This is a genomic window from Vibrio sp. 99K-1, from assembly GCF_013114585.1.
Taxonomy (GTDB): domain Bacteria; phylum Pseudomonadota; class Gammaproteobacteria; order Enterobacterales; family Vibrionaceae; genus Vibrio; species Vibrio chagasii_B.
Genome location: NZ_VTXF01000040.1, coordinates 1 through 14,606 on the forward strand (window position 1 = coordinate 1; position 14,606 = coordinate 14,606).

At 44.8% G+C, this 14,606-nt stretch carries 12 protein-coding genes and 2 tRNA genes; 12 read left to right on the forward strand and 2 right to left on the reverse strand.

Features of this window, described 5'->3' with window-relative positions; all coding sequences use genetic code 11:
* Positions 1–14 precede the first annotated feature (14 nt).
* Both F0228_RS23260 and F0228_RS23265 read left to right on the forward strand, forming a co-directional pair.
* A tRNA-Met gene (locus F0228_RS23260) sits at positions 15–91 on the forward strand.
* A gap of 33 nt (positions 92–124) precedes the next feature.
* A tRNA-Gly gene (locus tag F0228_RS23265) sits at positions 125–200 on the forward strand.
* Positions 201–812: 612 nt separating this feature from the next.
* Here the strand turns inward: F0228_RS23265 and queG are convergent.
* Entirely contained in the window at positions 813–1,955 is a 1,143-nt protein-coding gene (gene queG, locus F0228_RS23270; RefSeq protein ID WP_171762866.1) for a tRNA epoxyqueuosine(34) reductase QueG, read from the reverse strand.
* A gap of 222 nt (positions 1,956–2,177) precedes the next feature.
* On the opposite strand from queG, the gene tsaE reads away from it, so the two are divergent.
* The 8 genes from tsaE (at position 2,178) to hflC (ending at position 11,716) form a co-directional block, all read left to right on the forward strand.
* The gene (tsaE, locus tag F0228_RS23275) at positions 2,178–2,642 is read left to right on the forward strand and encodes a tRNA (adenosine(37)-N6)-threonylcarbamoyltransferase complex ATPase subunit type 1 TsaE (protein WP_004741294.1); all 465 of its coding nucleotides are present in this window, start codon (positions 2,178–2,180) and stop codon (positions 2,640–2,642) included.
* Positions 2,636–4,357: an N-acetylmuramoyl-L-alanine amidase gene (locus F0228_RS23280; protein ID WP_061034264.1), complete on the forward strand. Its 1,722-nt coding sequence runs from the start codon at positions 2,636–2,638 to the stop codon at positions 4,355–4,357. Before tsaE ends, F0228_RS23280 begins: the two co-directional genes overlap by 7 nt.
* Positions 4,358–4,432: 75 nt before the next feature.
* Positions 4,433–6,625 (forward strand): DNA mismatch repair endonuclease MutL, encoded by a 2,193-nt coding sequence (gene mutL, locus F0228_RS23285; protein ID WP_171762867.1) that lies wholly within the window; start codon positions 4,433–4,435, stop codon positions 6,623–6,625.
* Between the two features lie 142 nt (positions 6,626–6,767).
* Positions 6,768–7,700 carry a tRNA (adenosine(37)-N6)-dimethylallyltransferase MiaA gene (gene miaA, locus F0228_RS23290; RefSeq protein WP_004741291.1) on the forward strand — a complete coding sequence of 311 codons (933 nt, stop codon included), beginning with the start codon at positions 6,768–6,770 and terminating at the stop codon, positions 7,698–7,700.
* 193 nt (positions 7,701–7,893) lie between these two features.
* On the forward strand, positions 7,894–8,157 hold the full coding sequence (gene hfq / locus F0228_RS23295; RefSeq protein ID WP_004741290.1) for an RNA chaperone Hfq: 264 nt from the start codon (positions 7,894–7,896) through the stop codon (positions 8,155–8,157).
* Positions 8,158–8,201: 44 nt separating this feature from the next.
* Positions 8,202–9,509, forward strand: a complete 1,308-nt coding sequence (gene hflX, locus F0228_RS23300; protein ID WP_061034267.1) for a ribosome rescue GTPase HflX — start codon at positions 8,202–8,204, stop codon at positions 9,507–9,509.
* Positions 9,510–9,536: 27 nt separating this feature from the next.
* Positions 9,537–10,733, forward strand: a complete 1,197-nt coding sequence (gene hflK / locus F0228_RS23305) for an FtsH protease activity modulator HflK (protein WP_008223941.1) — start codon at positions 9,537–9,539, stop codon at positions 10,731–10,733.
* 2 nt (positions 10,734–10,735) lie between these two features.
* Positions 10,736–11,716, forward strand: coding sequence for a protease modulator HflC (hflC, locus tag F0228_RS23310; protein ID WP_008223939.1), 981 nt, complete (start codon positions 10,736–10,738; stop codon positions 11,714–11,716).
* Between the two features lie 216 nt (positions 11,717–11,932).
* On the opposite strand, the gene F0228_RS23315 is transcribed toward hflC, so the two are convergent.
* Positions 11,933–12,121, reverse strand: a complete 189-nt coding sequence (locus F0228_RS23315; protein ID WP_004741286.1) for a DUF2065 domain-containing protein — start codon at positions 12,119–12,121, stop codon at positions 11,933–11,935.
* A 172-nt stretch (positions 12,122–12,293) separates the two neighbouring features.
* Here F0228_RS23315 and F0228_RS23320 point away from each other — a divergent pair, with 172 nt between their 5' ends.
* On the forward strand, positions 12,294–13,610 hold the full coding sequence (locus F0228_RS23320; protein WP_061034268.1) for an adenylosuccinate synthase: 1,317 nt from the start codon (positions 12,294–12,296) through the stop codon (positions 13,608–13,610).
* A 286-nt stretch (positions 13,611–13,896) separates the two neighbouring features.
* On the forward strand, positions 13,897–14,532 hold the full coding sequence (locus F0228_RS23325; RefSeq protein WP_004741283.1) for a tetratricopeptide repeat protein: 636 nt from the start codon (positions 13,897–13,899) through the stop codon (positions 14,530–14,532).
* The last annotated feature ends 74 nt before the right edge of the window (positions 14,533–14,606 follow it).

A 14,606-nucleotide genomic window follows, 5' to 3' on the forward strand; every position in this document is an offset into this window, starting at 1 on the left:
ACAATGCATCCGGACGCGGGATGGAGCAGCTTGGTAGCTCGTCGGGCTCATAACCCGAAGGTCGTCGGTTCAAATCCGGCTCCCGCAACCACATTACAGTTAAATGCGATAGCGTTTAACTTATGCGATACTAGCTCAGTTGGTAGAGCGCAACCTTGCCAAGGTTGAGGTCATCGGTTCGAACCCGATGTATCGCTCCAGCTTTCTTCTAAAAAAGCTAATAAGTACTTTAAACCTCTGTGTTTAAAGGCGACCACAAAGGTCACGCTCTTTCTTTAATGCTGCGAAGCATAATCCCCCAAAAAAGCAAATAATCCTCCATCATGGTGGATATTTTTTTGTCTTAAATTTTTCTTAGCAACTGGAATGCTAGTAAACATCAGGTCTCTGAAGCAGATACTTGAGGTTTTTCACATCTATAAACAGACTTATCCACAAATAGTTAGATGTGGATAACTTGGTTGATAAAGTTATTTCAGGCTTAATTCTTTATATATCTCAAAAAGATCTTTCTTATTTTCAATATATTAGCTGAATTCTGATGTTCGTAACTTGTTGTTTTTTATGGGTTTAGGTGTGTCTGTGGAATTAAGCGAAAGATCGTTAACTTGTTGTTTTTTGATCTTAATCATTTATCGGTACTGTGTTTAACTTTGCGCAGGTGTCGGAAGTTTACGAGAGTTCTGAATTTTTTCCACATTGTCAAAATTGAGAACAAGGTCAAACATTGTTCTAAAATTATGTGCAACGAGTTGTCTTAAATATTGGACTGTTAGTAAGAGCTAGCTTCTCATGCATTGGCATATATAGGGCTAAGCATCTCTTGGTAGTCCTTTCTCAACGATGCGTATCAGCCGATGCTTTTTAGTTGCAACTTTGCTGTTACCTTTTTGAACCTCAATAATGCTCGGCAATTGCTGTAATTGTTTTTCTAAAGCCCACTCGATATGAACATCTAACAGGTCGTTATTACCTCGGTGAGACTCTAACGTTTCAACAATACGTTGTTGGAATGGCGCATTACCCATAGCAACATAGATATTGCGTAACCATTGGGTATGGCCAATGCGTCTAATCGCTGAGCCTTCCATTTTCTTTAAGAAGGTCGCTTCATCCCAGCTTGCGAGTAAAACGAGGTCAGCTTCTTTAAAATCTTCTCTACGGTGGAAGTCTTTTTGTTCAGTGATATCAGCGTGACGATTCCATGGGCAGACCAATTGGCAGTCATCGCAACCATAGATTCGGTTCCCAATTGCTTCTCTGAACTCTTCTGGGATTACGCCATCGTATTCAATCGTTAAATATGAAATACATTTGCGAGCATCAACTACACCATCAGCAATAATGGCGCCAGTTGGGCAGGAGGTGATACATGCGGTGCATTTGCCACATTCGTCAACACTCGGCTCATCCGTTGGAAGAGGGATGTTAACCAGTAGCTCTCCTAAGAAGAACCAAGAGCCTGCGTCTTTATCGAGAATGAGTGAGTGTTTGCCTGTCCAGCCTAGCCCTGCTTTTTGAGCAAGTGGTCTTTCCAAAATAGGCGCTGAATCGACGAAAGGGCGTGAGTCTAAACCCTCGACCTCTTTTTCAATTCTTTGTCCCAGCTTTTTCAATTGGTTACGGAACAATTTGTGATAATCGCGGCCTAAAGAATAACGGCTGATATAACCTTGAGTTGTATCACTGAGGTTTGAGGCAAATTGAGCTTCTGGTGGTAGGTAGTTCATTCGGGCGCTGATCACTCGAATGGTTCCTGGGTGAAGTTCATTAGGACGTGCGCGCATCATGCCATGTCGAGCCATCCAATCCATTTCGCCGTGGTGACCCGCATCGAGCCATGCTTGAAGAGGAGCTTCGTGTTCACTGAGATCAACATCGCAGATGCCAACTTTTTGAAAGCCTAGCTCTTTTCCCCAAATTTTAATTTTTTCAGCAAGATGGTCTAGATTCATGGCTTCATTCTTATAGAGATAAGGATAACTAAAATTCGGTTCGGCAAAAATGGGGGCGGATCTTAACGGATCTTAGTGGTGTTGACCAGAACAGACGTGTTTTGAACAGTATTTTTCATAGAACTTACACTTGAGTGCTTGTCTCCCAAAAGCATCACGGTTTACTATTCTTGTTCTTTTGATTTTTATATAGTCAACGATCGATTTTTAGAGAACGTATTCATGAGCACTAAACAATTTACTTTGAAAGATGAACAAGCAACGATTCAACTAGGAACGGAGCTTTCTAATCTTTGCTCACAGCAGACAACGATTTATCTGCATGGTGATCTTGGCGCAGGTAAAACGACGTTTAGTCGCGGCTTTGTAAAAGCACTTGGTCATCAAGGAAATGTAAAGAGCCCAACGTATACTCTAGTTGAACCTTATCAACTTGCAGATTGGCAGGTATATCACTTTGATCTTTACCGCCTAGCCGATCCTGAAGAACTCGAGTTTATGGGGATTCGTGATTACTTTACGCCTGACGCGATCTGTTTGGTTGAATGGCCAGAGAAAGGCCAAGGACTGCTACCAGAAGCGGACATGGATATTGATATTCGTTACCAAGACGATCACCGTATTGTTTCTTTAACCGCTAATAGTGAATACGGACAGCGCTTACTTAGTCAGTTGGAGTTATGTTGATTTCTAGACGCCTTTTTCCAACAGTAGCCATAATGGCTGCTGTTTTCTCCTTACTATTTTCATCACTGGTTTCTGCGAATTCACTAAAAGGTTTGAGGGTTTGGCCTTCTCCTGAAGAAACGCGTGTGGTTATCGATCTTAAATCTGAGGTCGACTTTAGCTATTTCACACTGAGTAGCCCGAGCCGCTTGGTTGTCGATTTAAAAAATACCGAATTGGCTACTAAGCTACCGGTGGTGGTGAAAGACAGCCCAGTACTGTCTAAAGTTCGTAAAAGCTCTCCCCCACAGAAGGGAACCTATCGCTTAGTTTTCGAATTGAAGAAATCTTCTAAAGCTGAACTCTTTAAGTTGAGCCCAACACCGGGCGGCCAATACGGGCACCGATTGGTGATCGATCTGCCTCATGGTGCAGTGAGCAAGAGTAAGCCAGCTACAAAGCCAAGTAAGCCAACGGTAAGTAAAGACATCAACCAGGTTAAGCGTCAGAAAGATATTTTGATCGTGATTGATCCTGGCCATGGTGGTGAAGACCCTGGTTCGATTGGTCCAAGTCGTAAATATGAAAAAGATGCGACGCTGAGTATTTCAAAGAAGTTAGCTGCTCAATTGAATGCGGTTCCGGGTATCAAAACTCGCATGACTCGTAATGCTGACTACTTCGTAAACCTCAATCGACGTGTTGCTATCGCTCGTGAAAATGAAGCACACCTATTGATCTCTATTCACGCGGATGCCTTTACCACACCTCAACCACGAGGCGGCTCGGTGTTTGTACTGAACACTCGACGTGCGAATACAGAAATCTCCCGTTGGATTGAAAATAAAGAGAAGCAATCAGAATTGTTGGGGGGCAGCGGCGCTGCTTTCACTAGCAATATTGATGATAAGAACGTAAACCAAACCTTGTTGGACTTGCAATTTAGCCACTCTCAAAAAGAGGGCTATAAACTGGCAACAGCGATTCTGTCTGAAATGGGTAAAGTGGCTAAACTGCACAACAGTAAGCCGATTAATACGAGCTTGGCAGTATTGCGCTCACCACAGATCCCATCGGTATTGGTAGAAACGGGCTTTATTTCAAACCCAACGGAAGAGAAGTTACTTTTCCAACGTTCGCACCAAGATAAGCTTGCACGTGCGGTAACTAAAGCTGTGGTGAAATACCTGAAAGCGAACCCGCCAGAAGGGATTATCTTGTCGAATGCGACATCATCAACAGGCAGCGTGAGTCAGCATAAGGTGTCTCGTGGTGAGTCATTATCTGTGATTGCGAGTAAGTACGGCACATCGACACAAGCATTGATGAAGTACAACAATCTGAAGTCGAGCAGCCTAGCGATTGGCCAAGTGCTTAAGATTCCAGGCGGTGCTTCAAGCTCATCATCAAGCAGTGCGGTTAAAACTAAGACTATCACTCACACGGTTAAGTCTGGAGAATACTTAGGTAAGATCGCTAGCCGCTATAAAGTGTCTGTGGCTGATATTAAACGTGAGAACCGTCTAAAATCGGAAACGGTGAGAGTGGGGCAAAAGTTACGTATTACGGTTGAGGTTAAGGATGTTCCTCTGCGCAAACATAAAGTCGCAAGAGGTGATTACTTGGGCAAGATTGCCGCCAAGTACGGCGTGAGTGTGAACAGCATTCGCCAAGCGAATAAGCTCCGCTCTGATGAACTGGCGATTGGACAAGTGCTGATTATTCCTCATAAATAATCGAGTTTAACTAACATAGAAGTGCCTTTTAAGTTTGGAAGGTCTTCTATGAATGGCAGTAAGGTAGCTATAAATATGACGATCAAAATACTGCCAGCTCGCTTAGCGAACCAAATCGCAGCGGGTGAAGTGGTAGAAAGGCCAGCCTCTGTTGTAAAAGAGCTGGTTGAGAACAGTTTGGATTCCGGTGCGACACGTATCGATATTGATATCGAGAAAGGTGGCGCCAAGATGATCCGTGTTCGTGATAACGGTAAGGGCATCGTAAAAGATGAACTTGCTCTCGCACTAAGTCGCCACGCTACCTCTAAAATCCATACTCTTGATGACCTTGAGGCGATCGTCAGCCTAGGTTTCCGTGGTGAAGCGCTAGCGAGTATCAGCTCAGTAGCGCGCTTAACCATGACTTCACGCCCTGCCACCCAAGATCAAGCTTGGGCAGCGCACAGTGAAGGTCGAGACATGCAGGTAAAATTGCAGCCTGCCGCGCACCCAATTGGCACCTCGGTTGAAGTGCTGGATCTGTTTTTCAATACCCCGGCACGCCGTAAATTCTTACGTACTGAAAAAACCGAATTCACTCATATTGATGAGTTGCTTAAGCGCATCGCATTAAGTCGCTTTGATGTGACGATCAATCTTCGTCACAACGGCAAGATGATTCGTCAGTACCGCGCTGCTAAGACAGAGGTTCAAGCCGAAAAACGAATTGCTGCGGTATGTGGTAATCCATTTGTTCGTAATATGCTAAAGATAGAGCTTGAGCACCAAGGATTGAAACTTCATGGCTGGATCACCACGCCAGAAGGGGCAAGACAGCAAAGCGACTTACAATACTGCTATGTGAATGGTCGCATGATGCGTGACAAACTGATCAATCACGCGATTCGTCAAAGCTACGAAACCAGCTTGCGTCCAGACCAATTTGCAACTTACGTACTCTTCATTGAACTGGACCCGCATCAAGTCGATGTGAATGTTCATCCTGCTAAACATGAAGTGCGCTTTCATCAGGCTCGTCTGGTGCATGACTTCATCTATCAGGCATTGAGTGATGGTCTAGCACAAAGTAAGCAAATCGATGCGGCGCCTATTAATCAATCTGCTTTCCATCAATCAGAAGCCCCTAACTATCAACAAGATAGTTCGGTGCCTGAAGCGGAAGAGACGACGAACTTTAGCGCTCCAGAAAGCTATGTCCCAGCTCGTTCGGAACAATCGCAGGTTTCTGAAAGAGTGCGACATGCGATTGAGCAGACTCCAGCCTATCCGAGAAAAGCAGAATCCGAGCAAGTTTATAACCAGCCTCAACATAGCGTTAATGATGGTGGTCAGCACTATAGTTCAGCGTCGAATAGAGGTTCTTCAAGCAGAGGCTCTCCAAGTAATTTGGGCTCACCTGCTAACCGAAACTCGTCTGCTCGTGAAACCAGTTTTACCGGTTCGCCTCGTCAAGAGTGGATAGAATCACGACCTGCTCCGAAGAAAGAGAAAGAGTCACATCAACACCACGCCGAACCTGCACCTTCGAAGCGTGAGGTTAGCGCTTACAAAGAGCTGTTGAAAACGCCAGATTTTGAGCGCCAAACAGCAGAGCCATCAGATGCTCAACAGCCGGTGGTGCAAACAGCACCAAGCGATACTGAGTTGCCTCAACAGAAGCTGCCTCAGTCGAAGCCAAGAACACCGGTTACCGATTTAGGTAAGGCGGTCTCGATTGTCGAGCGTCAGTACCTGATGATGGGCAATAAGAATGGTTGTGTGTTGGTCTCTTTGGCTAAAGCGGAATTACTGCGCGTTATTGGTCAGCTGGATACACGAAGCGGGATCTTAAAAAGCCAGCCATTACTGGTGCCTTTATCGCTTAAAATTGGCAGTGAATTGGTTGAGGTAGCGAAGACATTAAACCAACCACTGGCTCGTCTTGGTATCGAGCTTAAGGTTCGAAATAGCGAAGCCATTATGGTGATGGGAGTTCCTTCTCCATTAAGGCAGCAAAACTTACAAATTCTGATCCCAGATCTGTTATCGTACGCGGCTTCAATAAATGCCCAGAGTACAGTGAAGCAACCTGATGACATGTTGCCAGCTTTGGTTAACTGGATCGGGATTCAAACCGCACAAGTAAAAAGCGACTACACTTTATCTGAAGCGGTTCAATTAGTTGGGGAGCTTGAACAACTTTGGCATGGTCTACTTCCATTAGATGATCCTGAGTTTGTTAATCCTATCGACTTTTCGGCGACTATTGCGGCATTTATGGCTTAGTTTATTGATAAATTAAGCATATTTACGGCTTAGGCTGTGTATGATTTTATTTTTACGATGGGACCTTTTGTGAAAGTGAATCCATCGTGACAAAAGCCCTTTGCTATAAAGCGCTATAACTGAGAAACAAATACTAACTATCATGACTGAAAAATTACCTTTAGCGTTGTTTTTAATGGGCCCAACGGCATCAGGAAAAACAGATTTAGCTATCCGCTTACGTCAGAAATACCCAGTAGAGATCATCAGCGTCGATTCGGCACTTATCTACAAAGACATGGATATTGGCACCGCTAAACCGGATGCAGAAGAGCTTGCGCTCGCGCCTCACCGCTTGATTGATATTCTTGACCCAAGCGAAGCGTACTCTGCGGCAGATTTTCGTCGTGATGCACTGAAAGAGATGAACGAGATCGTTGCCCAAGGCAAGATCCCTCTTTTGGTGGGCGGCACTATGCTTTACTACAAAGCGTTGTTGGAAGGTTTATCGCCACTACCGGCTGCGGATCCCGAGATTCGTAAGCAGATTGAAGCGGAATCTATTGAGCAAGGTTGGCAAGCATTACATGATCAATTAAGAGAGATTGATCCCGTATCCGCTGAAAGAATACACCCAAATGATCCACAAAGGCTTTCAAGGGCATTGGAAGTTTATCGAATTTCGGGTAAAACATTAACAGAGCTAACTCAAACGAAAGGCGATAGCCTGCCATTTCGTGTAAAACAATTTGCAATAGCTCCCAAGGAAAGGAAGGAACTCCATCGCCGCATTGAGCTGCGTTTCGAGAAGATGATAGAAGCAGGATTTGAAGAAGAAATGAAGGCGCTGTACGCCAGAGAAGATCTTCACCCTGAACTGCCATCGATCCGATGCGTTGGTTATAGGCAGATGTGGGATTATTTAGACGGTAATTGTGATTTAGACGAAGCGGTTTTCCGTGGTGTCTGTGCAACCCGTCAGTTGGCCAAGCGACAGATCACCTGGTTGCGCAGTTGGGATGATTTAACTTGGTTGGATAGCGAAAACATTGATCAAGCGTTAGAAACTCTTTCAGATGCAATAGCATCTGATTAGTATTGCTGTGTATAATGTGATCGCTTTTGCGTGAATATACTCTGGAAAGGATCCGTTATTGAGGCTTTTTAAAATCACAGCCTTTCAATAACAACGGAGTTTTTTTATTCATTTAGCTCAGATGCAAAGGCCGCACCTTTTTGTGCACCACTAGCTAAATAATTACAACAAAATACAAAATAAGGAAAATAAAATGGCTAAGGGGCAATCGCTACAAGACCCATTCCTAAATGCACTCCGCCGTGAGCGCATTCCAGTCTCAATCTACCTTGTAAACGGCATTAAGCTGCAAGGTCAGATCGAGTCTTTCGATCAATTCGTGATCTTGCTGAAGAACACTGTAAACCAAATGGTTTACAAGCATGCGATTTCTACTGTGGTTCCTGCTCGTGCAGTAAGTCACCACAGCGGCGAGCAACGTGCTCCATCTGATCGTGCTGAGAAGACAGAAGATTAATCGTTCAATTAACACAGCAAATGCTGTGATAAGGAGTTGGTTGCTTGTTTGACCGTTATGAATCCGGTGAGCGAGCCGTACTTGTTCATATCAACTTCACGCATGAGGGAGAATGGGAAGACCTAAGCGAATGCGAAATGCTGGTCTCCTCTGCGGGGGTAGAAACGCTACAAGTGATTACTGGTAGCCGCCAATCCCCACTCCCTAAATACTATGTCGGAGAAGGTAAAGCCCTAGAAATCGCACAAGCTGTTCAGCTGACCGGTGCTGAAATTGTGATTTTTAACCACTCCCTCTCTCCTGCCCAAGAGCGAAACCTCGAGCAATTGTGTAAATGTCGTGTGATTGATCGCACGGGTTTGATCTTAGATATCTTTGCACAACGTGCGCGAACTCATGAAGGTAAGCTACAAGTTGAGCTCGCTCAGCTTCGTCATATCTCTACCCGATTGATTCGTGGTTGGACTCACCTTGAAAGGCAGAAAGGTGGTATTGGTCTTCGTGGTCCAGGTGAAACTCAACTGGAAACCGATCGACGTTTGTTGCGTGACCGTATAAAGGCAATATTACGTCGTTTAGCTAAGGTAGCTAAGCAACGTGAACAAGGACGACGTGCTCGTAATCGAGCTGAGATCCCAACCGTTTCTTTAGTTGGTTATACCAACGCGGGGAAATCAACGCTTTTCAATCGAATCACTAGTGCCGGTGTTTATGCGGCAGACCAACTGTTTGCAACACTAGACCCAACACTACGTAAGATTGATTTGTCAGATGTCGGGCCTGCGATTCTCGCAGATACCGTAGGTTTTATCCGTCATCTACCACACGACTTGGTCGCTGCGTTCAAGGCTACGTTACAAGAGACGCAGGAAGCTGACATTTTGTTACATGTTGTTGATGCCAGTGATGACCGCTTTCGTGAGAACATTCAGGCTGTTCATGATGTATTAGAAGAAATCGATGCTCATGAAGTGCCAACCCTTGTAGTCATGAACAAGATTGACTGCATGGAAGACCAAAAACCTCGCATTGATAGAGACGAAGAGGGCGCACCACGCGCTGTTTGGGTTTCTGCGATGGAAGGCGAAGGTATTGAACTGCTGTTTGAAGCTTTAACTGAGCGTTTAGCGAGTCAAATGGTTCAATACCGACTGTGTATTCCGCATCAACATCAAGGCCGAATTCGTAGTTTATTTTTCCAGCTGAAATGTATTCAACAGGAAGAGTATGATGAAAATGGTAACTTGTTGATAGATATCCGAATGCAACAGATAGATTGGTCTAAACTTGAAAAAAGAGAAGGGGCGCTCTTGGGTGACTTTATCGTTACCTCAGAGACTGCTACAGTATAACGTCATATCAAATGATGGAGCTTTCTAATGGCGTGGAATGAGCCTGGAAATAACAACGGCGATAACGGCCGCGATAATGACCCTTGGGGTAATAAAAATAATCGCGGTGGCCGAGATCAAGGACCGCCAGACCTAGACGAAGTGTTTAACAAGCTGAGTCAAAAGTTGGGTGGCAAGTTTGGTAAAAAAGGTGGTAACGGAAACGGGCCATCTATTGGTGGTGGCGGTGCAATTGGCTTTGGTGTCATTGCCGTTATTGCTATTGCTATCTGGTTCTTCGCAGGTTTCTACACCGTTGGCGAAGCAGAAAGAGCAGTTGTGCTTCGATTAGGTCAATTCGACCGTATTGAAGAACCTGGTCTTAACTGGCATCCACGTTTCATCGATCAAATCAGTGATGAGCAGCTAGTAAACGTTCAAGCGATTCGTTCTCTACGTGCTTCTGGCACCATGCTAACGAAAGACGAAAACGTAGTTACGGTTGAGATGGGTGTTCAATACCGTGTATCTGATCCATACAAATATTTGTATCGTGTAACGAATGCGGACGACAGCTTACGTCAGGCGACTGATTCTGCGCTTCGTGCAGTAATCGGTGACTCACTGATGGACAGCATCCTAACAAGTGGTCGTCAACAGATTCGTCAAAGCACTCAAGAAACGCTTAACCGTATTATCGATAGCTACGATATGGGTATTCTTATTGTTGACGTGAACTTCCAGTCAGCACGTCCACCTGAGCAAGTTAAAGATGCATTTGATGATGCTATCGCGGCTCGTGAGGATGAAGAGCGTTTTGAACGTGAAGCTGAAGCTTACCGAAATGACATTCTTCCAAAAGCAACAGGTCGTGCTGAGCGTTTGAAGAAAGAAGCGGTTGGTTACTCTGAGCGCACAGTTAATGGTGCTCTAGGTCAAGTAGCTCAGTTCGAGAAACTGCTACCTGAATACCAAGCAGCTCCAGAAGTAACACGTAACCGTATGTACCTAGATACAATGGAAAAAGTGTACTCAAGTACATCTAAAGTCCTGATTGACTCTGAATCAAGCGGTAATTTGTTGTACCTACCAATTGATAAGCTAGGTGCTCAAGGTGGTTCTCAGTCGGGCACTCGCTCAACAAAGGCACCATCGACTTACGATCAGATTGAACTAGAAACTCAACCTGAACCAGCGTCGAGCTCTCAGTCTCGTTCAGATAGCTCACGTCAAGGGAGATACTAATAATGCGTAAATTAATGATCCCTGTATTGGTTGTTACGTTAGCTTTGCTACTGATGTCAGTATTCGTGATTCCTGAAGGCGAGCGCGGTATCGTGATTCGTTTCGGTCGTGTATTGAAAGATACTAACGACATCTCTCGTATCCACGAACCAGGTCTGCACTTCAAACTGCCATTGTTCGACCGTGTGAAAACTCTTGATGCACGTATTCAAACAATGGACGGCCGTTCTGACCGTTTCGTAACGTCTGAGAAAAAAGACGTGATCATCGATTCATACGTTAAGTGGCGTATCCAAGACTTCGGTCAATACTACCTAGCAACAGGTGGTGGTAACGCACTAACAGCAGAAGCACTTCTTGAGCGTAAAGTGACAGACGTTCTTCGTTCTGAAATCGGTTCTCGTGAAATCAAGCAAATCGTATCAGGTCCTCGTAATAACGATGTACTGCCAGATTCTGCTGATAGCGAAGAAGTGACAACAGTTGCTGCTGCTGAAGCCCTAGAGGTGGATGGTGAGCGTGACAAGATCATGGAAAACGTACTTGCAGATACTCGTGAAAGTGCGCTGAAAGATCTAGGTGTTGAGATTGTTGATTTCCGTATGAAGAAAATCAACCTTCCAGACAACATCAGTGACTCTATCTACAAGCGTATGCGTGCAGAGCGTGAGTCGGTTGCTCGTAAGCACCGTTCTCAAGGTCGTGAGCGTGCTGAAGTTATCCGTGCTCAAGCTGAGCTAGAAGTTGCGACAGTACTTGCTGAAGCTGACCGTACTGCTCGAGTAACTCGTGGTGATGCAGATGCAGAAGCGGCGAAGATCTACTCTGATGCATACAACAAAGATCCTGAGTTCTTTGGCTTTATGCGTTCACTGCAAGCTTATGAGTCATCATTTAGCGATAAGAGTGACATTCTAGTACTGGATCCGAAGACAGACTTCTTCCAATACATGAATCAAGCGAGCGGTGCTCCAGCGAAATAAGCTGATCAGTTATTGAAGCAGCAAACGCTGACCTTCAATAACGAGACACGTTAAGACTTAAAAGGCTCCCATTGTGGGAGCCTTTTTGCTTTTTAGGACTCTGCTATTTTTATCTTATCTTGAGTTGCTATGGGAGAGTTGTTGCTCGAACTATCTATCAGCTAGCAATGCTAAGGAATGATGCAGAGCAGCTATTCTAAGAAACGATGACGAGAGTTAGTGATGTGTCATAAAGGCGATCACGGCACCAGCGACAACAAGGCAGCCACCAATGCGGCGTAATTGAGTATCGGGCTGCTCGCTTAGCTGAGCGACCATATTTCTCCAGCCATTTGGTGCGATTAATGGGCCAAGCCCTTCAACGATGAGAACAAGCCCAATTGCGAGCCAAATTGAATCAGACATGATGCTGCCTTATATCTATAAAAATATAATGATATCAGCATCTTTAGCGATCTGCCCTTCGTAATCGCTGTTTTATTTTTGTACAGCGTTAACGTTTATGAACAAAAAGTGACTGCAAGAAGTGTGATTCAGTGCTAGAATCCATTTTTAATTAGCAACAGAAATTGGAAAGATGGGAAATAACGTAGTCGTTCTAGGCACCCAATGGGGTGATGAAGGTAAAGGTAAAATCGTTGACCTTTTAACTGAAGATGCAAAATACGTGGTTCGCTACCAAGGCGGTCACAATGCAGGTCACACACTTGTAATTGACGGTGAAAAAACCGTTCTTCACTTAATTCCATCAGGCATCCTGCGCGATAACGTTAAATGTGTTATCGGTAACGGTGTTGTACTTTCGCCTGAAGCACTTCTTAAAGAAATGAAGCCTCTTGAAGAGCGCGGTATCCCAGTTCGCGAGCGTCTTTTCGTTTCTGAAGCTTGTCCTCTAATTCTTCCTTACCACATCGCTATCGACAACGCGCGTGAAATCGCTCGTGGCGCGAAAGCTATTGGTACAACTGGTCGTGGTATCGGTCCAGCTTACGAAGATAAAGTTGCTCGTCGCGGTCTACGCGTTGGTGACCTTTTCGATAAAGAAATGTTCGCTGAAAAACTAAAAGAAGTAATGGAATTCCATAACTTCCAACTAGAGCACTTCTACAAAGCTGAAACAGTAAGCTACGAAGATGTACTTGAGCAGTGCATGGGTTACGCAGATCTACTAACTTCAATGGTTATCGACGTAACTGACGAACTAGACGCAGCACGTAAGCGCGGCGACAAGATCATGTTCGAAGGTGCTCAAGGTACGCTACTAGATATCGACCACGGTACTTACCCATACGTAACGTCTTCTAATACTACTGCTGGTGGTGTTGCTGCAGGTTCTGGTTTCGGTCCTCGTCACATCGGTTACATCCTTGGTATCACTAAGGCTTACTGTACTCGTGTTGGTTCTGGTCCATTCCCAACTGAGCTATACGATGGCCTTGATAAGCAAGACCCAGTAGGTAAGCACCTAGGTGATGTTGGCCACGAGTTTGGCGCAACTACTGGTCGTCTACGTCGTACTGGTTGGTTCGATGCTGTTGCTATGCGTCGTGCAATCCAAATCAACTCTCTATCTGGTATGTGTCTAACTAAGCTAGACGTTCTAGATGGCCTAGAAGAACTAAAAATCTGTACTGGTTACAAGATGAAAGATGGTTCTATCCTAGAAGTTTCTCCAATGGCTGCTGAGTCATTCGAAGAAGCGACGCCAATCTACGAAACAATGCCTGGTTGGAGCGAGAACACATTTGGTGCTAAGTCAATTGATGCGCTTCCACAAGCTGCTCTTGATTACATCAAACGTATCGAAGACCTAACAGGTGTGCCAATTGATATCGTATCAACTGGTCCAGACCGTAACGAAACTATCATCAAGGTTCACCCATACAGCGCATAATGCCTGATTGAGTGATTACCACTGCACCTTTAGTGCTTTGATAATTAAATCGTTTTCTAAAAGCCGACTTTCTTAAGTCGGCTTTTTTATACCTGCAATTTGAAAACGAAGCCGTCTGTGATGATCTTTTGAACGCCATCTGGCAAAATATTGCCCATTAGCGGCAAGTTTTGTCTAAAGCGATACGCTGAGTTGCCGATACAGATATCATAGTGAGTGAAATGTAATTGAGTTTGGGTTGTCCAAAAGCTCGATTCGTTTTTAAAACCGATAAAAGAGTGCAGGTATGAAGCTACGAATTGTGGCAGCTTCATTGATAATGGCGCTGAGCTCACCCTTGAGTCATGCAAATTTGGCTGATGTCGGGGAGCCAGTTCCAATATATACAGAAGCTGAACTGATTAATTTAATCGAGAATAATCAACACCTAGAGCGAGTGAAAGCTGATAAGTGCCAGTTAGTTGAAGATATCGTTGCTCGTGCAACGCGTATTAGCTTGCCTTCTTATGAGTTTTTATACGGCGATATGCTGGCGTGGGGCGTGTGCGTTCCTCAAGATGTAGAGCTTGGTCTGTACTATATGGAAAACGCGGCACACCAAGGTTTACCTGCAGCACTAGAGCAATTGGGTCGTTATTATTCTCGTGGAACCTTGGTTCAACAAGACCAAGAGCGTGCGATCCCATACCTGCGTGAAGCGGCCTCGCTGGGGAATCTGAGTGCCAGTATTCATCTAGCAGAATTGCTGTTACGTGATTATGGCAGTCCATTAGATTACGAAGATGCCTACCGCTGGTTGTACAACTCTGTCACGGCAGATCAAAGGCAACATAAGCGTATTACTGTATTGCGAAGTGGTTTGGAAAAGAGAATGCCAGACAATATTATCGCTCGAGCAAAACGTCGAGACGTATTCTGGTAATACAGAACAAGAAACCTGTAATGATTCCTGCACTCATTATTACAGGTCACAAGATCTAGAAAGCCCCGCCTAAC

Excerpts from the sequence above, each read along its gene's own strand:
- queG (WP_171762866.1), bottom strand. The coding sequence starts at position 1,955 with ATGAATCTAGACCATCTTGCTGAAAAAATTAAAATTTGGGGAAAAGAG.
- tsaE (WP_004741294.1), top strand. The coding sequence starts at position 2,178 with ATGAGCACTAAACAATTTACTTTGAAAGATGAACAAGCAACGATTCAA.
- F0228_RS23280 (WP_061034264.1), top strand. The coding sequence starts at position 2,636 with ATGTTGATTTCTAGACGCCTTTTTCCAACAGTAGCCATAATGGCTGCT.
- mutL (WP_171762867.1), top strand. The coding sequence starts at position 4,433 with ATGACGATCAAAATACTGCCAGCTCGCTTAGCGAACCAAATCGCAGCG.
- miaA (WP_004741291.1), top strand. The coding sequence starts at position 6,768 with ATGACTGAAAAATTACCTTTAGCGTTGTTTTTAATGGGCCCAACGGCA.
- hfq (WP_004741290.1), top strand. The coding sequence starts at position 7,894 with ATGGCTAAGGGGCAATCGCTACAAGACCCATTCCTAAATGCACTCCGC.
- hflK (WP_008223941.1), top strand. The coding sequence starts at position 9,537 with ATGGCGTGGAATGAGCCTGGAAATAACAACGGCGATAACGGCCGCGAT.
- hflC (WP_008223939.1), top strand. The coding sequence starts at position 10,736 with ATGCGTAAATTAATGATCCCTGTATTGGTTGTTACGTTAGCTTTGCTA.
- F0228_RS23315 (WP_004741286.1), bottom strand. The coding sequence starts at position 12,121 with ATGTCTGATTCAATTTGGCTCGCAATTGGGCTTGTTCTCATCGTTGAA.
- F0228_RS23320 (WP_061034268.1), top strand. The coding sequence starts at position 12,294 with ATGGGAAATAACGTAGTCGTTCTAGGCACCCAATGGGGTGATGAAGGT.
- F0228_RS23325 (WP_004741283.1), top strand. The coding sequence starts at position 13,897 with ATGAAGCTACGAATTGTGGCAGCTTCATTGATAATGGCGCTGAGCTCA.